Annotated in this window: 17 protein-coding genes; 8 read left to right on the top strand and 9 right to left on the bottom strand. The window is 41.5% G+C overall.

Annotated elements, in window-relative coordinates:
* Positions 1-5 precede the first annotated feature (5 nt).
* Positions 6-1,172, bottom strand: a complete 1,167-nt coding sequence (gene glf / locus AU255_RS02045; RefSeq protein ID WP_080521330.1) for a UDP-galactopyranose mutase — start codon at positions 1,170-1,172, stop codon at positions 6-8.
* Positions 1,173-2,383: 1,211 nt separating this feature from the next.
* On the opposite strand from glf, the gene AU255_RS02050 reads away from it, so the two are divergent.
* The 3 genes from AU255_RS02050 to AU255_RS02060 all read left to right on the top strand — a co-directional run bounded on the left by AU255_RS02050 (position 2,384) and on the right by AU255_RS02060 (position 5,642).
* Entirely contained in the window at positions 2,384-2,761 is a 378-nt protein-coding gene (locus tag AU255_RS02050; protein ID WP_080521331.1) for a hypothetical protein, read from the top strand.
* Positions 2,762-2,793: 32 nt separating this feature from the next.
* Entirely contained in the window at positions 2,794-4,647 is a 1,854-nt protein-coding gene (locus AU255_RS19990) for a hypothetical protein (protein ID WP_080521332.1), read from the top strand.
* Positions 4,648-4,751: 104 nt separating this feature from the next.
* Complete coding sequence (locus AU255_RS02060) at positions 4,752-5,642, top strand: peptidylprolyl isomerase (protein ID WP_143735834.1); 891 nt, start codon at positions 4,752-4,754, stop codon at positions 5,640-5,642.
* A gap of 415 nt (positions 5,643-6,057) precedes the next feature.
* On the opposite strand, the gene AU255_RS02065 is transcribed toward AU255_RS02060, so the two are convergent.
* From AU255_RS02065 to AU255_RS02100, 8 genes are all read right to left on the bottom strand, one after another.
* On the bottom strand, positions 6,058-7,113 hold the full coding sequence (locus AU255_RS02065) for an acyltransferase family protein (protein ID WP_080521334.1): 1,056 nt from the start codon (positions 7,111-7,113) through the stop codon (positions 6,058-6,060).
* A 114-nt stretch (positions 7,114-7,227) separates the two neighbouring features.
* Entirely contained in the window at positions 7,228-8,427 is a 1,200-nt protein-coding gene (locus tag AU255_RS02070; RefSeq protein ID WP_143735835.1) for a hypothetical protein, read from the bottom strand.
* A gap of 206 nt (positions 8,428-8,633) precedes the next feature.
* Positions 8,634-9,968 carry an NAD(P)/FAD-dependent oxidoreductase gene (locus AU255_RS02075; protein ID WP_233144531.1) on the bottom strand — a complete coding sequence of 445 codons (1,335 nt, stop codon included), beginning with the start codon at positions 9,966-9,968 and terminating at the stop codon, positions 8,634-8,636.
* Positions 9,952-10,947 carry a lysylphosphatidylglycerol synthase transmembrane domain-containing protein gene (locus AU255_RS02080; protein WP_080521337.1) on the bottom strand — a complete coding sequence of 332 codons (996 nt, stop codon included), beginning with the start codon at positions 10,945-10,947 and terminating at the stop codon, positions 9,952-9,954. Before AU255_RS02080 ends, AU255_RS02075 begins: the two co-directional genes overlap by 17 nt.
* The gene (locus tag AU255_RS02085) at positions 10,944-11,960 is read right to left on the bottom strand and encodes a glycosyltransferase family 2 protein (protein ID WP_080521338.1); all 1,017 of its coding nucleotides are present in this window, start codon (positions 11,958-11,960) and stop codon (positions 10,944-10,946) included. The genes AU255_RS02080 and AU255_RS02085 overlap by 4 nt, the downstream gene beginning before the upstream one ends.
* 220 nt (positions 11,961-12,180) lie before the next feature.
* Complete coding sequence (locus AU255_RS02090) at positions 12,181-14,052, bottom strand: glycosyltransferase family protein (RefSeq protein ID WP_080521339.1); 1,872 nt, start codon at positions 14,050-14,052, stop codon at positions 12,181-12,183.
* A gap of 194 nt (positions 14,053-14,246) precedes the next feature.
* Positions 14,247-14,603: a DMT family transporter gene (locus tag AU255_RS02095; RefSeq protein WP_080521340.1), complete on the bottom strand. Its 357-nt coding sequence runs from the start codon at positions 14,601-14,603 to the stop codon at positions 14,247-14,249.
* Positions 14,600-15,550, bottom strand: coding sequence for a glycosyltransferase family 2 protein (locus tag AU255_RS02100; protein ID WP_080521341.1), 951 nt, complete (start codon positions 15,548-15,550; stop codon positions 14,600-14,602). The genes AU255_RS02095 and AU255_RS02100 overlap by 4 nt, the downstream gene beginning before the upstream one ends.
* Before the next feature lie 517 nt (positions 15,551-16,067).
* Here AU255_RS02100 and AU255_RS02105 point away from each other — a divergent pair.
* The 5 genes from AU255_RS02105 (at position 16,068) to AU255_RS02125 (ending at position 22,409) form a co-directional block, all read left to right on the top strand.
* On the top strand, positions 16,068-16,856 hold the full coding sequence (locus AU255_RS02105; RefSeq protein ID WP_080521342.1) for an ABC transporter permease: 789 nt from the start codon (positions 16,068-16,070) through the stop codon (positions 16,854-16,856).
* Positions 16,853-18,070: an ABC transporter ATP-binding protein gene (locus tag AU255_RS02110; protein WP_080521343.1), complete on the top strand. Its 1,218-nt coding sequence runs from the start codon at positions 16,853-16,855 to the stop codon at positions 18,068-18,070. The genes AU255_RS02105 and AU255_RS02110 overlap by 4 nt, the downstream gene beginning before the upstream one ends.
* Positions 18,067-18,954, top strand: a complete 888-nt coding sequence (locus tag AU255_RS02115; protein ID WP_158083027.1) for a lysophospholipid acyltransferase family protein — start codon at positions 18,067-18,069, stop codon at positions 18,952-18,954. Before AU255_RS02110 ends, AU255_RS02115 begins: the two co-directional genes overlap by 4 nt.
* Before the next feature lie 136 nt (positions 18,955-19,090).
* Entirely contained in the window at positions 19,091-19,345 is a 255-nt protein-coding gene (locus AU255_RS02120) for a DUF3144 domain-containing protein (protein ID WP_198942517.1), read from the top strand.
* A 133-nt stretch (positions 19,346-19,478) separates the two neighbouring features.
* Entirely contained in the window at positions 19,479-22,409 is a 2,931-nt protein-coding gene (locus tag AU255_RS02125) for a glycosyltransferase (protein ID WP_080521345.1), read from the top strand.
* Positions 22,410-22,423: the final 14 nt, after the last annotated feature.

The raw sequence follows: 22,423 nt of genomic DNA on the forward strand, positions 1-22,423 counted from the left end.
ATATATTAACCGGGACTGGCAAACCTGGCATCAAACACGTGTAATGCTCTGGCAACAATATCATCCATATCATAATAGCGATTTTCCGCCAAACGCCCGACTAAAGTAATATTCTCAAATTGCTCGGCAAAAGCAAGATAGCGATCCAGCTTTTGTTTATTTTCATCGGTAAAAACAGGGTAATAAGGGATATTCCTGCTCGGGTTATCGCGCTCAAAGTCCTGAGGAAACTCTCTAACAATTGTTGTACCAGGGGTGACTTGCTGGCTGATATGCTTAAACTCCGTAATGCGCGTAAAATCATAATCATTCGGGTAGTTAACCGTCGTTTTTTCCTGAAATTGTTGGCTGGACAAATGTTCAAATTTAAACGCTAGTGAGCGATAAGGCAGTTCACCAAAACGGCTGGCAAATAATTCGTCAATAAGCCCGGTAAAAATAAACTGCCCAGTAAATTCGCTTTGCATAAACTGCATTCTGCCGGTTTCCAGGTCAAGCTTAAAAACATCTTTAAAATCAGTATTTAACATCACACTAATATGAGGATGGTCGAGCATGTTTTGAAAAACTTTAGTATAGCCCTGTGCCGGAATCGCCTGATATTTATCCTGAAAATAGCGGTTATCGCGGGAAATATGCACAGGCACTCGCCCTGTTACTTCGGCAGAAATATCTTCAGGCTTTTTGCCCCATTGTTTAGCCGTATAATTCACAAAAATCTTTTCATAAATAAAATCAGCAAGAAATTTCAGTTCTTTATCGTTAATTTTACGCAATTCCAGAATAGGAACTTTAACACCGTAACCAAAGCGGTCAATTAACTTTAGCTCAAGCGAGTCGGCGAGAGATTTAGGTAATAAACTGTGCAGGCTATTCAGATTAAACGGTACGGGCACCTTTTGGCCATCGATAAATGCCAAAACCTCATGTTGATAGGGCCGCCATTCGGTAAACTGGCTAAGGTAGTCGAATACCTGTTTATTATCAGTATGAAATAAATGCGGGCCGTACTGATGAATTAAAACGCCGTGTTGATCAAAGCAATCATAACAATTTCCGCCTATATGCTGGCGTTTATCAATAACTAAAACACGTTGCTGTCGCTGTGTCGCAAGGCGTTCAGCAAGAACAGCACCAGCAAAACCAGCACCAATAATAATTGTGTCGAACATAGACAGGAAAACAGAAGTAAAAAGAGTATATTATATAGGTAAATCTAGATATTAGCTGTTAAAAAGCGGGAAGCCATGATTTATCATCTGGTAACGCAAATATCTTTTTAACCTGGAAACCGCAGCTGATTACGGATTTTGTTGGAAATCTGAGTGTGAAACACAAGCACGGCTCGTAGGCAATGGCCGTAGCCCTTGTCAAGAGCTGTAACGCAGTATTTCGTGCGCAGATGTATCCACAAAACCGTGAAGCAGTGTACAGTCACCCAGCAGGTGACAAGCTTTTACGATCATTATATTTTATAGTGGTCAACTGCGGTTTCTAGGTTTAAGAAACCAAGAAGTAGGGCGAAGCTTTAGCCCTTATGTATTGCTCAGCCGGCGGGTTAAAGCTTCGCCCAGCAAAATGACTGTGTTGCTGAAATTAGCTATGCGCTGTCATTTTGTTGTCATGTAATGCAAATATACTCAGTATGTCTAAGTGAAGAGGAGAAGGATATACATGTCGTTTAAGGGAGACGGGTTTTACAGTGACTCTATAATAATAGAGTAAGCGTACCTGTAAATGCTTGTCTATTTGCGATATGTCAGAGCGTGTAATGAGCTCATAAACTTTGTCTTTAAGTTGAGACAGTTTTTAATGGTCATTTGAATAGCATTCAAGAATGATGGTGAAATATAGGCGCAGCCTTAAGTTGATTTAAATAAAAAGCATGATTTGATCCCCCTCTGCTAATTGTGGCACTAATGCTGCTTGTAATTTATGAGGGCTGGTTTGATATTTGTCTAATTAGCTTGAAAAATAAGTAAATGGCCTTATATTTATTTGTCGTGGATAAGGCAGTAGAGTAGTAGAGAGCAAAATTGTAATTTCGGTCCCTATATTGGTGCGCTATATTTAAGCCGTTAGGGAGGTTTCTGATAAGGCACCTTAAACGTTAACTGAATACATCGAAAATCAATAGGGTCAACGGTGGCTTGTGAGCTTGAATTGATTTCGGAGGGCGTAAGAAAGCATCGGTTGTTAGGGTGCAAGTAAATTTTAAGCACAAGCTTGTATTTTTAAAAATGTTTACTATAATATGATCTTGAGTGGCATGGTTAAAGTGCTTTGCTATGAAGTGAACGATTTACTTGTTTTAGTATGATTAATTGGGGGGGGTGTCATTTAGGTGTATATAAAATCCATACAGTGGGGATTATTCTCGCTTATGTTGTATGTTTTAAGTGGATGCGCTTCTTATGCTGAGCGTAATCCAGAAAAAATTGTCAGGCAGCGAGTTGCTGAGCGATGGGATGCGTTAATTGAAGGCCGGCTAGAGTCGGCTTATTCTTTTGAAACACCAGAGTATAGGGAGATTTACTCCTTTCCGGAGTATAGAATGACAATTCATGGAGTAGGTGCCTGGCGTAAAGTTGAAATAGACGATGTTGAATGTGTAGATGACAAATGTGTTGCAAGTATTGTCATTTATGCTAATATTACCCTTGGTAAGGGTTTTGGGGCTGTTGATAGTAATGCTCCTGCAAAGGAGAGCTGGGTACGAGACTCGATATCAGAACAGTGGTTTCATGTCTCAGAGCATTAAGTTGTATAATTTTTTTAATTTTGGAGAAGAAAATGTTTAAAAAAACAAAAATTGCTGCAGCTTCTGCAGTAATATTAGGGCTGTCAAGTATGGCTGCGCAGGCTGATGGGGATCTCGGCGTTGCGTTAAATGCTGCTCCGTCAGGCGGACAGGTGTTAGTTTTTCCATATTATAATGTTAATAACGAATTTATTACGGTCTATAATATTACCAACACCACTGATGCATATAAAGCAATAAAAGTACGTTTTCGCGAGTCAGATAATTCAAACGATGTAATAGATTTTAACGTTTATATGTCTCCTCATGATGTTTATACCATGCAGCTTGAATATGCACCTGCAGCTGGGCCAGGAGAGGATTCAGGCGGTGTTAAGTTAACAACGACTGATAAAACTTGTGCTTATCCAGCAATTCCAGCCGATGGTTTATTATTTAGATATGGCGTCTATGCTTCTACTGTAGTAGAGGATGTGCGTGAGGGATATCTAGAAGTCATTGAAATGGGTGAAATTGATGAAGAAGCCTATGTAAGAAGAGGTCTTGAAGGGGATGGACAGCTCATCGCTAGTGAAGGTCTTTTGCATGATGGTGATGGCGTGCCTGCTGACTGTAGTGTAATCGACAGAGCCTGGAAGCAAGCTGTATTTGTACAGGGTGGCGCAGAATCAAATGGAAGTATGCCTGGTGATGTTGACTGGGTTAATCCACTAGCAGTAAATTACCCCATGCAACCAACCGAAAGTGACAGAGGCTACTATGGTTTGGAATCGTTAGAAAGTCAGGCTATGGATACAGGCTTACCAAACGAATATATAGCTTATCATGGAACGCCAATAACTGAGCCTAAAGGCGGTATAGTGGGTACATCAATTTTGGTTGATTTAGCGACAATCATTGGATTTGTTGCTGAACCAACTTCAATTTTAAATTACTCGGAAGACGCACAGCATTATTTGTCTCAAGATGATCACTTTTTCCATTTACCTTCACTTGCTTCAGGTAGCAATGAGTACGCTTATCGAGCGCAAGGGCAATTGGTAGAGTATGACAATGTAGTAAGAGATTGGGGTCTGGATGATAGGGATATTTTACCAAAAACTCATATTCCTTCAGGAATTAACCCTATGCCAGTTGCGGATGTGATGTTAGTGACTACTTTAGGTAATCAATATTTCCTAGGCCAGCCTGGAGATGCAATTAATACGGTTTCTGATCTAGTTGTTGCTGCTCCGATGAGAAAGCATGCGATCTACAATGATTATCAATACCATGCAGAGGGTACTTGGGATCCTTTAGTTGACCTGCCTGATAATTACATTGCAGTAGGATCTACTCCTTTTACAACTCCTGGTCAAAATGGCCAATTAGCTGATGAATATGGTTATTGGGAATATCTGCCTACAGCTTATGATGTAAATGCTGATGTAGTTTATTATGATAGAGAAGAGGCTAGCTATTCAGTTAAGACTCGTGACTTCTCTCCACCATTTGCAATAGTGGATGAAATTATCTTTGACAAAGAAGTTAATATTCTTTCTTTACATAGAGATGGTACTGATCCACTGGATAGTGTTTTAGGGTCTGAAAATAAAGTGGACTTGACAATGCAGCCAGGTTTCAACAATGGATGGATTTCTTTTTCATTTGCTGAGACTCTTACTCGTAGCTATAACTTAACGGGTGATCGTTATGAAGAGTGGTTTAGCGAAGGTATTTGTTTAAAAGGTTGTAGGTTTGATGCTTTTGGTGTGCCACTACATGGTTTTATGGCTTCCAGAGTACCTGCTAGAGGTGGATATGTTGGTGAAGCATTCCCACACTTTTATACTAGAGTTGGCGAGAACATGAGTCATATTGAAGACGACTTAAACGTTCTTCAGTAGGGTCAATGATGGAATAAAGTTAAATGATTAGTTTCATTTAATTTTAAATTAAGTAGAGAAGGGTGGTGTGTTATGCATCACCCTTTTTTTTTGGAGTTTGGAAAGTGATAAAAAAAATGATTATTGCTCTGTGCTATGGTTTTACAGCGATTGCACAAGCAGAGCTGGTAACAGATAAGCAAGGCCATCAAATTAGTAATAACAATCTGGAAGTTCTGTTGGAAACAGCGCCAGTCGATGCGCAAAAAAAATTACTCAATAATAAGGCGCAGCTTAATGAGCAACTGGAGCAGCTTTATCTGCGCAAAGTAGTGGCAGAAATGGCGGTAAACGAAGGCCTGGATAAGCAAGGCTTGAATGTTGAACGTTTAGAGGCGGTCAGAAATAATGCGCTGTTCGCGCTAAAGCTAGATGCATTAAGAAAGTCAAATAACAAAGATTACACTAAATATGCGCAGCAACTTTATTTTGCTAATCAAGCAGATTATCCTGTTGCAGCGCGTGTCGATGCCGCACATATTTTAATCTCGACTAAAAAATTATCAGATGCCGAGGCTTTGGCAAAAGCAGGGGAAATTAGGCAACAATTGATGCAGGGCGCTAACTTTAATGAGCTTGCATTGAAAGAATCTGATGATAAAACAGCAAAAAATAATAAAGGTGAGTTGGGCGTTTTTACCAGTAAGCAAATGGTAAAGCCTTTTTCAGATGTCGTTTTTGCCATGCAGGTTGGAGAAATATCGGAGCCGGTAAAAACAAAATATGGTTATCATCTAATCAAGCTGAATAAAATAATGCCTGCAGGCGTTAAGCCTTTTGATGAAGTTAAGGCAGACATCATTAACAAGCTAAAGGAAAAAGACTGGGTAACTGCAAGAACTGCGTTTTTTGCACAGATCGTCAAAGAGAATGAAATGCAGATTAAAGAGCTCGCTGTTGACGAGTTTGTAGTCAAAAAGTTAGATGAATTAGAGAGCAAAGCAACTATTAAATAAACTACCAGCTCCCGTTCCTGTTTTGAGCATCACTGCCCATTAAGTAGAGGAATATTTAATTACACACAAAGTGGTTACTGTGTAGTGGGTTAGCTTTTTTTGCGAAGCAATAAAAACGCCTATGAACTTAAGCTGGGATATTATATATTAGTAGGGCGTGGCTTTAGCCCGCCAATGCCAAGCATCTTGGGGGCTTCATAAATTGTTGGGTTAGTTTATCTCTGCGCTAGCGCTAGATAAGCTAACCCAGCCTAGTAACTTCTCATTATTTGCGGTCAAATTTATATAAAAATATCGCCATTCCCGAAGTCTTTTATCGGGAATCTACGTTGAGCATAGATTCCTGCTAACAGCATGCAGGAATGACGAGCTGAAAAAGCTGCTTGCACCCTTTAATAATTAGAAGTTACCCAACCTACAAGATAACTCGTTGTTTGATATATAAAATCCCACGGCTAAACAGTAGCAATAACTGCTGAAAAAAAACAGCCACTATAATACTGATTAAAAATAAGCCGACAAAATTTAACGCGTTATAAGCGCTTAAAAGATCGCGGTGTTGAATAAAAAAGCGGATCACCAGGAAATGGTATAAATAAAAGCTATAACTTATTTTACCCAGTTTTCGCATGAGTAGAGACATAAACCAGGGTAGATAAACAGGTAAAAATGAATAGGCTCTTATTAACACGACAAATAGCACAGCAATAAAATTAAGCCACAAAACACTCAGTCTGGCATAAGCCAGGGGCGTCTGCCAGGTCTTCTGGTGAAACCATTCCAGCAGCATGATAAAAACAAGTACGGCTATAATGACATAGAGTTTATGCTTCGATTCACCAGATTGATAGGCAGCTAATATACCTAATATAAAGTGACTAAGACATAGCACCAGTGAGAAGTAGTAGTCCGGCAAGGTTACTTTGAAATGCAATACCCAGTATGCTCCGCCAGACAGGCAGAGCAGATAAATCACAGTCAAACCAGCTCGCCCGGTTTTCTGAACTATCCACCATAACAGTGGAAAGCTCACATAACATTCCAGCAGGCGATTAATAAACCACAGGTGTCCTATCGGACCCGGATAAACGCCCAGATTGTAACTAAAAATAGCGAGCATAATCTCAGGATCAGGCATGGACGTGGTGAAAAGCAGGCAATAGACCGCAATACACAAATAGTAGGCAGGGAAAATGCGACCTATACGTCTGGTAAAAAAAGTTTTTAAATCAAGTTGATCTGAATATGCCTTAGCCAATAAAAAGCCGCTCAGTACAAAAAATAAATACACGCAAAAATAGCCGTGGTATGCAAGTAACTCCAGTAGGTTTGAACTTTTCAGTGGTGTAAAAAAAGCATGTGCTATAAAGTGCTCATAGTGAAATGCAAATATTCCGCATGCTGCTAGCGCACGAATATGGTTGATTTTATCTGAGTAGTTAGGCTGGATTAATGCAAAAGCAGGAAGCATGGTAAGAAACTATTGTGTAAATAAGATAAATGTAGGGCGCGGCTTTAGCCCGCCTTTTGCACGCATAATAATAGCGCGCTAAAGCCCCTCCCTTCAGTCATTCGCTACTCTTGATTACCAGGACGATTTTATTTGCGCCATAATTTCGTTTCTAATATAGCGAGTCTGTTTTTTGCATAAGTGTATTAACTGATTCTTGCTTTCTTTATTTATTAACTGCAGGACTAGCCCTAGAAATAGCAGGAAAATCAGCTCTTGGTAACCTATCACGCTTGAATTTCCATTACTGCCTAAATAGTGTTGAAAAAATTCAATATGCAGGCCATCAGCTGATGCTAGAAGGTAGAGCGTTCCGGCGATAGTGTAAAGCAAATACATGAAGTTCGAATGTACAGAAATGCCAACGATACAGATTGCCAGGTATTGATTGGCTATAGCTGATGAAAACACAAGCAATGAGATAGTATATAAATATAGACTATCAAGTGGCTTTTTACTGCGTAAGACCAGCCCAAGCAGTGTTAGTGTGCCCAAAAATAGCAAGAATACCGGAATTTTATCGACGATAACACCAGGGGCACTCCCAAACCAGAAAGGCGCATTGGAAAAAGAGCGATACAGAAAGACATGATTCAATATACCATCAGCACCTTCGGGCAGGAAAGGCAGAAAGGTCGCTAAAAAGAATGTATAGGGGATGCATATAGTCAGTAGCTTATCGCGCCAGCGGTTATTTTTAAATGCCAGCCAGAGCGGAAACAGAAACAGTATGTGTTTTATGGACAGAGATAACCCCAGCAGGACTAATCCCGCTAAAGTGCTGTAGCTAAGATGGTTCTCATTGTGGTCAATTGTTTTAACACTCAGCAGTGCGATGAAAATAGCCAGATTTTCGAACTGGCTGTGATAACCGGTAATAATAATTGCAATGGGGTTCAGGAAAAATAGCGTTGCGATTTTAAGTCCATACCAGCGATAAAGGCAAGTGGCTATGGCAATATCAGTCAGACTTAAAAAAGAGGTTACTTTCCAGCGTAAACTGAGTAGCGGATCAGAGGCAGGGAAAGGGAGATAATCCAGAAATGACAGGATATAAAACCAGACTGGCCCATAATTGTAACGTTGGGTTTCTGCGTAGACGTTGCCTCCACCAGCGGCAATATCAGCCACAATTCTATAGGAGGTTATATCAAAGTTATAACCTCTTTGGGCGATAGCTAAGCGCAGTACCGTGCCCAGAGTAATGACTAATATAAACCAGACAAAACCGGGGATGGTGTTATCAGAAGAATATTTGGTAAGTAATTTTCTCATATTTTGAATAGCTAAAGCTCTTGCACGCCTGTTTATCAATTTTATCGTTCCCATGCTCCAGCGTGGGAATGCATCTTGTGACGCTTTGCGTCACGGAACGCTGAGTGAGCGTTCGCGTATGAATTCCCACGGAGACCGTGGGGTACTATAAGATAGGATGCGTTTCGTGCCTCAATACACCCTATACTTTCAGATTTAATTAATCTTTATTTCTGAATGATGATCTTTGTTGCTAGACGCTTGCCTATACTGCGTCCTTCGCGTATCGCATAATTAGTGCCTCGGTCTTCCGGGTATATTTGCGCCATCGAGCATAAATATAAACCTGGTACAGGACCTTCATGTGACGGAATTATCTGACTATAATTTTTTTCTACCACGGGTTGTGACCAGCGTGCTTTCCATACATGGTGTGCTAGAATCCAGTCACGCTGCAAAGCAGGAAACATTTTCTGTAAATAAGGCAGTGCGTAATCAAGTACTTCATCAGCCGTCATTTGATACAGTGCGTCAGTATGGGGCAGATATTTTGACAGATAAACGATATGTCTCCCTGCATAGGTCTCCGGTCGTTCAAAATTAGTATGCTCAATAACACCGACAAAAGGGAAGCTGGGGTCGTTAACATTAAGCCAGTAAGTATTGGATAGTAAGTGTTTCAGTTCCAGAACCAGGCATACATTTGCCAGATAATTGATGCGCCGCAGGCTTGCAAGATAATCGGAGTCAGCCCAGCCCTGAATCATGTCGGCTACTAGAGGAAGGGCAGTAGTGACTAATACATGATCTACTGTGTATGTGCCGCTAGAAGATGTTATTTGCCATTGCTTAGCGACCGGGTGAATTGCAGAGACTTTTGAGCGGGTTGATACTAGTCCTCCCTGAGCCTGAATGTTTACGGCTAAAGCCTCGGCAAGTGCAACAAAGCCGCCTTTGAAATAAGCCAGGCGTTCCTCGCCGCCCTTGCCACGGCTACCACCTCTTAGTTTTAATTTATTCCAGAACCAGACGGCTGAGATTTCCTCTGCTACAGGACCAAACTTGCCTTTAAGTAGCGGTTCCCAGACTATTCGATAAACATTTTCACCGCCCAGCTCTTTAAGCCACTCTGCCGCTGTTTTATCTTCCAGTTCCTGCCAGTTTTTAACTCGCCGTGCGCGTAGTGCAAGTAATCCCAGACGAATACGATCCAGGAAAGGCAAAGGCGTAAAATTAAGTAAATCCCAGGGGGTGGATAATTTGAAAAAGTTATTGGCATAATAAACACCGGTATTGGTAGCATTTATACTTACATTTTCTTTTAGGCCTAATTCATCAATCAGCTGCATAACATGCTGGTCATTGGTAAACCAGTGATGGTAGAAACGATCGAGTTTTTCTCCTTGCACATCAAACGCTGAGGCAAGTCCGCCAATTTCAGCTTCGCTTTCATGAACGCTTACTTGAATGCCCTGTTTAGTGAGTTCATAGGCTGCTGCAAGGCCTGTAAATCCGCCACCGATAATGGCGACATGAGGCTGAGTATTAAGTGTCATATTCATTCTTTATACGTGGTTTCTGAATGTTATTAGCCAGTAGGTATAGGCCTCCAGTGAGTGTTGGAGGCAGCCACAACAGTGCGTGGACTAATAATGCATAGGCAGTCGATGCCGCCGTTGTATTGCCCAGGCTAGTCATGGCCTTAATGGTGAAATAGTCAAAGGTGCCGATATAGCCGGGGGTGCCGGGAATGAGTGTGGCAAGAGTTCCTACAGGTAAGGCTAGCCAGGCTGCCTGAGTTAATTCAATAGCGGGTAGTAATGCCATTGCCACACACCAGAAAAGCATACCTTCTGACAGCCAGGCTGCACATGACCAGAGTATTAATTTCAGCATGGTGCCTTTTTTTGCAAGGTGTAGCAATGTGTTCAAGCCTTTATTGATTTCAACCGCTAATTTATAGCCAAAACCGGGGGATAGTTTAATTATAATGCGATTTAGCACCCGTATTAGCGGGGTAAATAGACGGGGAAAAAGTAACACCAGGATAATGAGTAAGGATAATGATATTAACATCATGCTACCCACACCGGCAAAGCGTTCAAAGTCTAGATGAAACATCGTCAGCGCAGCACCCAGCATAAGTAGAACCATCAGTAAATCCAGCAGGCGCTCGACAAAAAGAGAGGCCAAAACGATGCCGGAACTGGTTTTTAGCTGACGATTAAAGGCAAAAGCCCGCATTACATCTCCGGAACGAAAGGGTAAGACATTATTGACAGCAAAACTTGCTAACAGTGGTCCGGCACAATTTTTAAAGCTTAGCGTGGGGGAATCTTGCAGCAGCATTTTGCGCCATCGGGCAATGCGGCAGGCATATCCGCAGCAGAATGCGACTAGCGCAGCAAAGATCCATTCTGGATTTGTATTAGCCAAAACACTGCTTAACTCAGCAAAATTAACTTGCTTTGCAATTAACCAGATAAAAAATGAAGCAAATACCAGACCTAAAGTAATTCGGGCCATTTGAGTCGCTTTCATTTACGCTTCACGATAGGGCTGTGAGAATTTACAGGCTCTTCATTAGAAAACCCAAGATATTCCTTGACGATATATAAAGGGCGCTGTTTTACTTCATTGTAAATCCGGCCTATGTATTCTCCCAAAATTCCGACACAGATAAGTTGCACACCGCCAAGAAATAGAATGGCAATCATTAACGCTGTCCAGCCTTCAACCCAGGTATCAGTAAAAAGGCGCATGCCGATAGCATAAATGATTCCTCCAAGTGCGATACAGGCAGCTAACATGCCTAAGCCAATTGATATCTGCAAGGGTTTGGTTGAAAAGGATAGTATTCCGTCGGTGGCAAAACGTAACATTTTTCGCAGTGGATATTTGCTTTCACCGGCAAAACGTTTGGCTCGGTTGTAGGGCACGGCAATCTGTTTAAAGCCAACCCAGCTGACCATGCCGCGTACAAATCGATCGCGTTCTGGCATTGCTTTCAGGGACTCGACAACTGGTCGTGTCATAAGACGGAAATCACCTGTATCCAGAGGAATCGGAACATCGGAGAGCTTGTTTAGCAAACGGTAAAAAACCTGTGCGCTATAACGCTTAAAGGCAGACTCTCCTGAACGTCTGCTCCGGGTACCATATACAACATCATACCCTGCTTTCCATTTCTCTATCATTTGATGAATAACGTCGGGCGGGTCCTGTAAATCGGCATCAATAAGCACAACTGCATCGCCTTTTGCCGCATCTATTCCTGCAGTGACGGCAACCTGATGACCAAAATTTCTGGTGAAGCTGATAACTTTAATTTTGCGGTCTTTAATTGCAGCAGCGCGTAATTGTGCAAGCGTATTGTCCTCACTGCCATCATCAACAAATATAAGTTCTGTTTCTAGATCAACACACTCAGTGCAGAATGCTTTAATTTTGCGTATTGTTTCCAGTATCACTAATTCTTCGTTGTAACAGGGAATGATTAGCGATAATAGGGGTAATGAGGCATCATTCTGTTGTTTTGAGGGCTGTATAGGCATAAATAAGGCTTAATATCTTTGTCGTTTAGTTAAAACTATGTTCGTTCCCAGGCAAATAATTGTCAGTATACTCTTATTTATAATCTCTTATAGGAAGTCGTATTGATTTGGACAAGGTTGAAAACGCATTTGAATTACAGTGCCCACATAGCAATGAAAGATTAATAAAAGCGCGTTGAATGATTAAAGGCTATGTAAGGCAAATGTTTATTTGCATCATCTAGGGGCTCTGTATGACGGCTGAGTTAGTATGACTATCTATACTTGAAAGTAGTGATTTTAATTTATCAGTGTACTGCGCTAAGTCAGTTTTTCCATGCCAGACTATTTTTTGCTGATGCGTATTTAGTTTAAATTTAGGTGTCGCTACTATCCATCCATTTTGACTGGTGGCAGTCAGGGAAATTTGAGTTTTATCTTGTATATTTATTGGAAACGCGCCTTGATCCGGTATATCAACGATAGAATATTGTAATCTATTTGGCTTTTCTCTCCATAAGGTTGCCGAGTAGCTTATGCCTTTAGGTTGAAAAAGCCAGTTTAGTCGTCCTTGCTCCTGACTAAATGTGATCTGCAACATTTGGTCTTTTCCCGAGTTTAGAAGGTTTAGTGAGTTATTGATGATGGGCTTGATATTGACAGGGCTAAAAGTGCCATTATGATATTGAAGAAACTGGATAGCAGAAAGATCTATTTGATGGTCATGGGCAATTTGATCTAATAGTAATAAACTATTTAACTTATTGACAAAAATAAGTGCCGGAGCGGGAATGTGTTTTTTTGAATTATCATATGCGCGGCGAGCTTCTGAACCAACAAAAGCCCAGTAATTTCCATTTTCATTCGCATCCAGGATCAGTGCTTGCTTGGAAAAGTCTGTTTCTAATGCAAAATGATACATCGCTTCTGATAATTGTACGTCACCCGTTTTGTGCCGTTTTTCATCTAGCAGGCCCATTACACTGGCAATAATCAACCCACATGCACTGAGTAACTTGATGACCGGCAGGGCTTGCAATGCAGGTGTACGATTATTATCGGATTTAGCGGGTTGAAATATAATGGCTACCCAGATACAGAGCGCTGTCCAGATCGCGAAAAGATATCTGTCCGGCTGGTTAATGCCCGGGTAAAGTGTCAACGGGAGCAGGGGGGCGAATAGAATGATGATAGCAACAATCAATAATGGTATGTTCAGTAGTCCTTTGCAGGCTGCTATTAATGACATTATAGCGACGATAACTACTCCGGCAAGGCCCCAGCCATGCTTATCGAAAAGCAAAAATGCGACATTTGCTAATTGTTTCACCGTACTTAAATAGTTTATATCACTTTTATTGGTAACATACCCGCCCACCCATGCGCCAAGGACTTCATGGCGCCAGAGGGTATACGCGACAGCGACTAATACAAATGGCAACATGGCCATCAGTCGCTGCTTTAAGTTGCCAGCAGGTATGACAAACAATAGCCCTATGAGAGGGACATAAATCTCTTTGCAAGTCATTGCCAGTGCATACAGAATGACAGCAGATAATAATTTATAGCGCTTGCCATGACGTAAGTAATGTGTGAAAAAGTAAAGACTTAACAAGGAAAAAAGCATCCCTGTTAAGTAATGGTTGTTCATTAGCTTCTGAGTTAAGTGAAAGGTAGGTCTTCCCGTGAGAAATAAGATGATTCCGAGTGCTGCGGAGGGGAATGGGAGCCATAACCTTAATAAGGCATATAGGGATAATGCGGAGCCAATAATGACAAGCAACAAATGGGCATAAAAACCTCCTGGTTCAAATCCAAATACCGACAGGTTTAGGTCATAAAACAAGGCATTCCAGGGCGTGACATTAGCACCCGACTGAGCGCGTGTTATTGAAGGTTCAAAAAAATATTGCCAAGGGCTGTATTCAGTGGCAAACATCAAATGAAAGCCATCATCAGATCGCCAATATCCTCCAAGCGCATCCGCATGTAAGATTATTGTTAACAAGACAGTCAGCGCAATGATCAGTGACCATTCAAGCCGGCTAGGCGTCGGGTTGCGGAGAAATTGTGTAAGCGCAGTGATGCTTTTTGAGCTAGTAAATGTCTGCATATTTATTTTAAGAAAAAATGAATCTTTAGCATAGAAAATGTAAATTGGCTGATTTGAAAATGGCGAATAAAATACGCTTCATTCCTGGGTATATAGACAATATTATTGCGGACTATCTGCTAACGGACAGCCTGGGTTTGAGAGCGTCTTGATGATAAAAATAGCTTGCTTATAAAGATAAATACTTTATTTGCTCAGGGATAGCGAACCAGACAATATATGCCAGAGGTTATGAGAATCATACCCAGAAGTTTCAAATAAGAAATGTGCTCACCTAAAATTAATATACTTGCTACAGCAACCAGGAGGAAGGTAGCTCCTGCCATGGCGGGTGCAGCCAGTGACAACGGCAGCAGGGCAAATATGCGTACAGTAAGCACGAAACTTGCACCGTAAAGTATGATTGCAACAATAATCCACGGAGTCAGCCATGGGCTTATCCATGCATCCCAGCCTTTAATTAATGTACGGTCTGATTGGCTGGCCAGTTTAATCGACACTTGCGCAGCAACATTGCATAATATGGCGATAATAGAAAGAAGCCAGATCATTTATTACTTCCCTGGTTTTTTTTGGGTTTTATCAGGTAGCTAGGGCGGCCTTTGACTTCTTCATAAATGCGCCTCAAATAATGACTGATAATACCAAGCCCCATAAGCACTGTTCCGCCGATGATAACGATGAGTAAATTGATGGTGGTAAAGCCATCAAGCGCAACACCTTGCCATTTTTGCCAAAGGCTCAATATACCTATTATAAGGCCGAGTGCTAGACTAAAAGCACCTGTCCAGCTCACAATGCGTAAAGGTAAGCTGGATAGTGCGGTTATATTATCTATTGCATAACAGAGTAGCCGAAATCGACTCCAGCGGCTCCCCCCCGTCCCTTTTCTTAATGCAACTTTAAAGGGTATCCGTGCTGACGGGTATCCTGACCAGTCAATCAGCCCGCGGAAAAAACGTTGATTCTCGGGGAACGCCAGGTAAGTATTTACAACATGCCGGTCAAGTAGCTTAAAGTCACATAAACCGCGAATATTCAGATGAGTGAAAAAGTGAAATAGCGCATAAAAAATATACGAGAAAACCTTACTCGCTATGGGTTCTCTACCACGATCGGCCTTAATCGCTTCAACAACTAAAACGCCACTAGACCAAAGTTTTACCATCTGTGGAATTAATTCAGGCGGATGCTGCAAATCGGCATCAAGTATAATAACTGCCTTTCCCTCTGCGGCTTTAAGACCGGCGTGTATCGCTGCTTCTTTACCAAAGTTACGAGTGAGTTCGATTAGGTGAATGCGGGAATCATTGCGTGCTAAGGCTGCAATTTTTTCCACTGTGTTATCTGTAGATCCATCATCTACAGCAATGATTTCAATTGGCATGTCTTCGCCACAATATGCCGCTGATAAGATAGTCTGTAGATTTTGGCTTATGTCAGAGCTTTCGTTGAAAATAGGAATGACAAGTGATATTACTGGGGACGGGGTTGGCATTGCCTTAATCTCAAGCTAGCTATGTGATTAAGCATTTTATGTTTTTTTTCAGGGAGTCACAATCTTAAATGAACCCCATTCACTAAAATAGTCCTGAACCTAGTTATGCGAACTGTTATTCCACAAGTGAGCAATAGTCATAATGATGAGATTTCTTATACACGTCACTTTATCAACCAGGCTGGATTTTTAGACTAAGGAATAGTGTAAGATTTCGGCCACTATAGACTTTCAGATAAATAACGTCCACATGCCCAAACAAAAATTCCAGATTCATAAGGGCTGTAAAGAATTTGAATGCAAATTTAATATCTGAGAATCGGTAGACGTTTTCTTGCTGAGGACTGAAAATCTGAGCGCGAAGGGGTTTTATCTATGACCAGATAGTATGACGTTGTTTATATGATGATGGGCTGTATTACATCTTTTATGATAAAGTATATAATTTTGTGATTGGCTGCTTCTTGTCGTAGAGCAACAGCAAAGATTGTTTATCAAATCAGTTTAGGAAACTTTCTTGACTATAGTAAAAACCGTTTTTTCTCACACTCATGTCTTGCGTTTGTTAATCACGCGGGATCTTTCCAGTCGATACAAAGGAACCATGCTCGGTATTTTCTGGCTGTTTTTACAGCCTTTGATGATGGTGGTTGTCTATTCATTTGTGTTTTCTGTGATTATGAAGGTAAGAATTCCCGGCATGGACAATTCTTATGATTTTGCTTTGTATCTAATGGCTGCAATGATGCCATTTTTTGCTTTTCAGGATGCCATTCTGGCAGCGAGTAACTCTTTGTTCACTGGCAGCTCTTTATTGCATAAATCTACCTTACCCGCCTTGCTGATACCGTTAGTACCCATGCTGACTACGGTGGTGACAGAGATTGTTGCCTTAGTTGTTATCGTGTTAGCGACTTTTTTATTGCTAAAACAAGTGTCCTGGTATTTGCTGTTATTACCTGTACTGATTTTGATCCGGCTTTGTTTAAGTATTGCTTTGGGTTATATGGTGGCCACTTTATCGGTATTTATTCAGGATTTGCGCCAGGCTTTGGGTTTGCTGCTGACAGTGTTGATGTTTTTAACGCCTATTGTGTACCCAGTCAGCATGATTCCGGCCGAGTTTATACCGATGAATAATTTAAATCCCATGTATCATTTGCTGGATGCTTATCGTGCAGTAATTCTTAGAGGAGAAATGCCTGATATCGGACTGGTCTATGTCGCAGGTTTTTCAATCGTGCTGTTATTCTTAGGTATTTATTTTTTTCAAAAATCCATAGCACGTGCCAAGGATTTTGTATGAGTGCTTTAATCGCAACTGATTTAGCCAAGGCTTATCGACGCTATCAGAAACCAATTGATAGCTTAAAAGAGCTGGTTTTTAGAAGACAGTATCATGAGCAATTCTGGGCATTAAAGGGTGTCAGTTTTCGCTGTGAACCAGGCGAGGTTTTAGGTATCGTTGGCGATAATGGTGCCGGTAAAAGTAGTCTATTAAAGCTCTTGGCGGGTACCATGCAGCCTACACAGGGCGAATTGATTGTTAATGGGCGCGTGTCAGCAATTTTGGAGTTAGGCTCGGGCTTTCATCCAGATTTTACCGGGCTGGAAAATATTCATTTGGGGTGTGCAATGCTGGGCTTGAGTGCTGAGCAAATTGCTGCAAAAGTGGATGATATTATTGATTTTTCCGAGTTAGCTGATTTTATTTATCAACCGGTTAAAACCTATTCTTCGGGTATGTTTGTGCGCCTGGCTTTTTCGGTAGTAACATCAGTTGATCCTGATATTTTGGTAGTTGATGAGGCTTTATCAGTTGGCGATCAGCATTTTCAGAAGAAAAGCATGGATCGTATGATGGCGTTTAAGGATCAGGGCAAGGCTTTAGTCTTTTGTTCGCATAGTCTTTATCATGTCAAAGAGTTATGTAAACGAGCCATATGGCTGGATAAGGGCGTGATTCAGGCACAAGGTAATAGTGGTGAAGTCATTGATCAGTATAATGATCATGTGCGCATGCAGAATAGAGTGTCCGTTGTTAAGCCTGTTCAATCTGAAAGCATAGAAAAGACGGACAAAAGTCAGTTAACGGCATATTTAGTGGATGCCTCGTTACTACGTGTTAAAAAGACAGGTGATGATGTCGTTATATACCGGACTGGTGACGCCTTCCGAGTAAAGGTGATGGCGCATAAACAGAGCAGTCTGGCTCTAGAAGATGTGCATATAGGCATTATAATCAAACGCAATGATGGTGTGCAGTGTTTTGGTGTGAGTACTGTCTTGGATAACGTTGCTTTATTTACTGGCGAAGACAAAAATGACCTGGGTGTGGTTTATGAGATTCCTGAATTAACTTTATTGTCCGGACACTATAGCCTGGAGATCTGGTTAATTGATACCACCAGTGCGCATGTGTATGATTCCATGCAAAGTTGCTGTGAATTTAAAGTCAGGCAGACAGGCACAGAGGTAGGAGTAACGTATCTTGAGCATCAATGGAGTGCGCCGGTATGAATTTACGCTTTAAATACCGTTTTTTATTGCCTTTACTTGCGCAGCTGCCGCAAAGTATAGCTTATCGCCTTGCCAGCTTATCTGGCCGATTTTCGCGAACTGGGTATGTAGCCGAAAAAAACGTGATTATTGAGCAAATGCAAACGGTTTTTTCCGAGAAAGGTCGGGATGCACTGGAGGCCAGCGCTGATTATTTTTTTGGTATGGTTGAACGTGAGGCTTTAGATACCTTTTTTTTTAGAACGCGTAAAACAGCCCGGCAAGTAGAGCAATTTATTCGGTTAGAAGATTTTCACCATGTAACAGATGCCCGGAAGGCAGGGCAGCGTGTCATTATCAGCAGTGGTCATTTTGGTCGCTTCTGGATGGCAGGTGTGGGTATGCAAGCGCAGGGCGTTTCAGTGGGAACTATTACCCGTGATGGTGGGGAAACAAATGAGCATGGCTTGCCTGAAGATGAATATCAGTATCGACTAAAAAAACTGGCCTGGCTACAACAATGTTTTGGCGGACCTTTTTTGGTTGAAGGAGATTCAGCTCGACCTATTTATCGTGCCCTGAATGAGCATGTGATGGGTTTATTTATTGATGTTCCTTATTCGGGCGATAAAAATGGCTGTATAAGTTTGCCTTTTTTAGGTAAAGAGACTCGTTTTCCTTTAGGTCCTGCAAAAATCGCAAAAAGGGCACAGGCGTTAATTGTCCCTTTTTATGTGTTCGAGTCACGGGCAGGGCTGCGCGCAAAATTTTATCCACCCATTGATACTGAACATTTAAATGAGCAAGACATTATGCTTCAGTTGGTTGGATTACTGGAACAGCAGGTTTTAGCTTATCCCGAGCAATGGTGGTTGTGGCAGGCTTTACCGTTAATGAGGCAGTAAGCTGGTTTTACTGCGCTTTATGTTTAGGGCGGGACCGAACCAAGAGCATACCGGAAAACTAAAATATCGCCCCATATTAGTGGCTGGTTTGCCATAAAACGAAATTAATGATTTATTTAAAAAATGAGTGTGAAATATGACTAAACCAACAATGCGTGAATACAATTTGCTATCCGAGCGATTTATTGCATTAGCGAATGAAATGAAAAATGAAGGTAAAAGCCAGCAGATGATTAATGCTGCATTAATGTCTGCATCCGGTATTTATGCGACTTATACGGCAGCCGGGAACGCTGGCGGCTTAAAGCCCTCAGGAGTTGATCAGGTGGTTGCGGTGTATAAAGCTAATCTGGAAAATGTGCAGAAATTAAAACAGCAACAAGTTGAGTAATCATTGTAGGGCAGGCTTTAGTCTGTTGATGAGTGCAGGTTTAATCTTGATATAAAAATGTTGGGATCTAGTGAGCTAAAGTTCGCTCTATAGCTGTAAATATCCAGATCGTCGAAGTTTGTTAATAATATATATGAGTAAAAAAAAATACCAATTTACCCTTGATACCGCTGAGAAAAATGACTCGCATATGGGTTTGGCGCGTCGCATTAAGCCTCAGCAGCGCATTCTGGAGTTAGGCTGTTCGAGTGGTTATTTATCTGCGTTTTTGCAACAGGAGCTGGCTTGTGATGTAGTTGGGGTGGATATTGATGCGGATGTTCTACAGCAGGCTGCGCCTTTTTGTGTGCAGGCTATTGTTGCCGATCTGGATACTGATACCTGGCTGGCAGAAATAGAGGGTCAGCAGTTTGATGTTGTTTTATGTGCGGATGTCCTGGAGCACTTAAAAAACCCTGCGGCAATGCTGACCAGTTTAAAGCCTTTTCTACATGCTGAAAGCTATCTTTTAGCATCGGTGCCCAATGTCGCGCATGCATCTATACGCCTGGAGTTATTGCAGGGACATTTTGATTATGAAACACTGGGGTTGCTAGATGATACGCATTTACATTTTTACACCCGGGATGGTTTAATTTCAATGCTAATGCAAGCGGGATATGTCTGTTGTGATATTAGCTATAGCATACAAGATTTGGCTGATGAAGTCATTGATCAGCATTTAGCAAATGCGGGTTTGCAATCATCCCCAATGGCGCGTGAATTATTGCATACTCCTGACGCCGTTGCGTATCAGTTTATTATTCAAGCGCGTCCGACACCAGAAGAATTGTTGCAGCATTTGCCTCAACCTTTAGCGCCTAAGCCTTTAGTGAGTTCTGGCGTGTTTTATGGTGAAAAACAAGAAAAGATAGTTGCTTTGGCGCATCAACTAGAGACCGAACTAGAACATAACAAACATCATCAAAAGCATATTGGTCAGCTTGAAGAAGTAATAAAGTTCTTAGAGCAACGATTAAATACCGAAGCTGAACATAATAAAAATCACCAACTGGCTATTAAGGCATGGCAGGAGTCGACGGTGGTTTTAGATGAAGCATTATTTGATTTGACGGCACAGTTACAACTAGAGCAGGAAAAAAATACCAGATTATCATCAGAGCAAGTTTTCTTAATGGATAGAGTTGCCTGTTTAACAGATAATATCCAGCATCTGGAACAGGTTTTACAGCGAGTACATAATAAAATCAGTTACCGCGTAGTGCGCGGAATGAAAAACACACCGAAAAAAATATCAGGTCTTCTAAGCAAGACAGAAAAGGCTGATAAGCATGAGTTGATTAATTTTTTCGATTATGACGCCTGGCTTACGGCACAAAGTCAATGGCATGAACAGGAATTATCGGCATATAGGGGAGACGTTAAGACATGGCAAAATCCACCAAAAATTGCTGTATTAATGCCGGTTTATAATCCAGATAAAGACTGTCTGGTCAATGCCGTAGAGTCTGTTTTGCGGCAGGTCTATGGCAATTTCGAATTATGCATTGCAGATGATGCCTCCACTGCTGGTTACGTGCGAGAAGTTTTGCAGTCCTATATGCGGAAAGATTCTCGGGTTAAAGTCGTTTTTCGTGAGCAAAACGGGCATATTTCTGCGGCATCTAACAGCGCCTTGTCATTAGTCGAGGCGGATTATGTAGCCTTAATGGATCATGATGATTTATTGACACCCGATGCCTTGTACTGGGTGGTAAGAAGCATACAACAGCACCCTGATGTACAGTTAATTTATTCTGATGAAGATAAAATGGATTTGCAGGGAAAGCGTTATGCACCCTATTTTAAGCCGGACTGGAATCCTGAATTATTGTTATCGCATAATTTTATTTGCCATTTAGGCGTTTATAAGACCGCGCAAGTCAATGCCTTAGGCGGCTTTAATCCAGACTTTGATGGGGCGCAGGATTATGATTTGGCATTACGTTATGTCGCAGGGTTAAAACTTGAGCAGATTGTACATATTCCACGCATTCTGTATCACTGGCGTGCCGTTGCCGGTAGTACAGCAAATGGCGTACATGAAAAACCCTATGCCGAAGCCAGGATTGAAAAAGCTGTAGCGAGTGCACTAGAACGCCAGCACCGTCCTGCAGAGGTATCAGCACATAAGCAGTTGCCAGGTGCGGTACGAGTACGATATTTATTACCTGAGGTATTACCGCTAGTCAGTATAGTGATACCGACGCGCAACGGTTTCCATTTATTACACCGCTGTGTGGAAAGTATTTTTGCCAAAACCACTTATCCTAATTATGAATTAATTATTATCGATAATGGTAGTAATGATCTGGTTTCGCTAAGATATTTACAGCGTCTTCAAGAAAATCCTCGGGTAAGTATTATTCGTGATGATAGCCCATTTAATTATGCAGCCTTAAATAACAAAGCCGTTGCTGAAGCCAAAGGCGAAGTTATCGCTTTATTGAATAATGACCTGGAAGTGATTAATGCTGACTGGCTGGATGAAATGGTCAGTCACGTAGTACATCCTGAGGTAGGCGCAGTAGGGGCTAAATTATATTACCCAGATGACACTATCCAGCATGCGGGCGTTATTGTTGGTTTAGGTGGCGTAGCAGGGCATTCGCATAAGCATTCGCCAAGAGATAACCCCGGTTATTGCGGCCGATTATTATTAGCGCAGAATTTATCAGCGGTAACCGCAGCTTGTTTGCTGGTTAGAAAAGACGTATTTGATCAGGTCGGTGGTTTTGATGAACAGCATTTATCTGTCGCTTTTAATGATGTAGATTTATGTTTACGTATTCAGGAACAAGGTTTTTATAATGTCTGGACTCCTTATGCTGAAATGTATCATTATGAATCTGCTAGTCGAGGTTATGAAGATACGCCTGAGAAACAGGCGCGTTTTAATAAAGAAGTCGCGTATATGAAACATCGCTGGGGGGAGGGCTTGTTAAGAGACCCTGCTTATAACCCCAATTTAACTCTTGATCGAGAAGACTTTTCTTTTGCCTGGCCGCATGCTAATAACATATAAGGTGCGGGTTCTCG

This window comes from Methyloprofundus sedimenti, from assembly GCF_002072955.1.
Classification (GTDB): Bacteria; Pseudomonadota; Gammaproteobacteria; order Methylococcales; family Methylomonadaceae; genus Methyloprofundus; species Methyloprofundus sedimenti.

Excerpts from the sequence above, each read along its gene's own strand:
- glf (WP_080521330.1), bottom strand. The coding sequence starts at position 1,172 with ATGTTCGACACAATTATTATTGGTGCTGGTTTTGCTGGTGCTGTTCTT.
- AU255_RS02050 (WP_080521331.1), top strand. The coding sequence starts at position 2,384 with ATGTTGTATGTTTTAAGTGGATGCGCTTCTTATGCTGAGCGTAATCCA.
- AU255_RS19990 (WP_080521332.1), top strand. The coding sequence starts at position 2,794 with ATGTTTAAAAAAACAAAAATTGCTGCAGCTTCTGCAGTAATATTAGGG.
- AU255_RS02065 (WP_080521334.1), bottom strand. The coding sequence starts at position 7,113 with ATGCTTCCTGCTTTTGCATTAATCCAGCCTAACTACTCAGATAAAATC.
- AU255_RS02070 (WP_143735835.1), bottom strand. The coding sequence starts at position 8,427 with ATGAGAAAATTACTTACCAAATATTCTTCTGATAACACCATCCCCGGT.
- AU255_RS02075 (WP_233144531.1), bottom strand. The coding sequence starts at position 9,968 with ATGAATATGACACTTAATACTCAGCCTCATGTCGCCATTATCGGTGGC.
- AU255_RS02080 (WP_080521337.1), bottom strand. The coding sequence starts at position 10,947 with ATGAAAGCGACTCAAATGGCCCGAATTACTTTAGGTCTGGTATTTGCT.
- AU255_RS02085 (WP_080521338.1), bottom strand. The coding sequence starts at position 11,960 with ATGCCTATACAGCCCTCAAAACAACAGAATGATGCCTCATTACCCCTA.
- AU255_RS02090 (WP_080521339.1), bottom strand. The coding sequence starts at position 14,052 with ATGCAGACATTTACTAGCTCAAAAAGCATCACTGCGCTTACACAATTT.
- AU255_RS02095 (WP_080521340.1), bottom strand. The coding sequence starts at position 14,603 with ATGATCTGGCTTCTTTCTATTATCGCCATATTATGCAATGTTGCTGCG.
- AU255_RS02100 (WP_080521341.1), bottom strand. The coding sequence starts at position 15,550 with ATGCCAACCCCGTCCCCAGTAATATCACTTGTCATTCCTATTTTCAAC.
- AU255_RS02110 (WP_080521343.1), top strand. The coding sequence starts at position 16,853 with ATGAGTGCTTTAATCGCAACTGATTTAGCCAAGGCTTATCGACGCTAT.
- AU255_RS02115 (WP_158083027.1), top strand. The coding sequence starts at position 18,067 with ATGAATTTACGCTTTAAATACCGTTTTTTATTGCCTTTACTTGCGCAG.
- AU255_RS02120 (WP_198942517.1), top strand. The coding sequence starts at position 19,091 with ATGACTAAACCAACAATGCGTGAATACAATTTGCTATCCGAGCGATTT.
- AU255_RS02125 (WP_080521345.1), top strand. The coding sequence starts at position 19,479 with ATGAGTAAAAAAAAATACCAATTTACCCTTGATACCGCTGAGAAAAAT.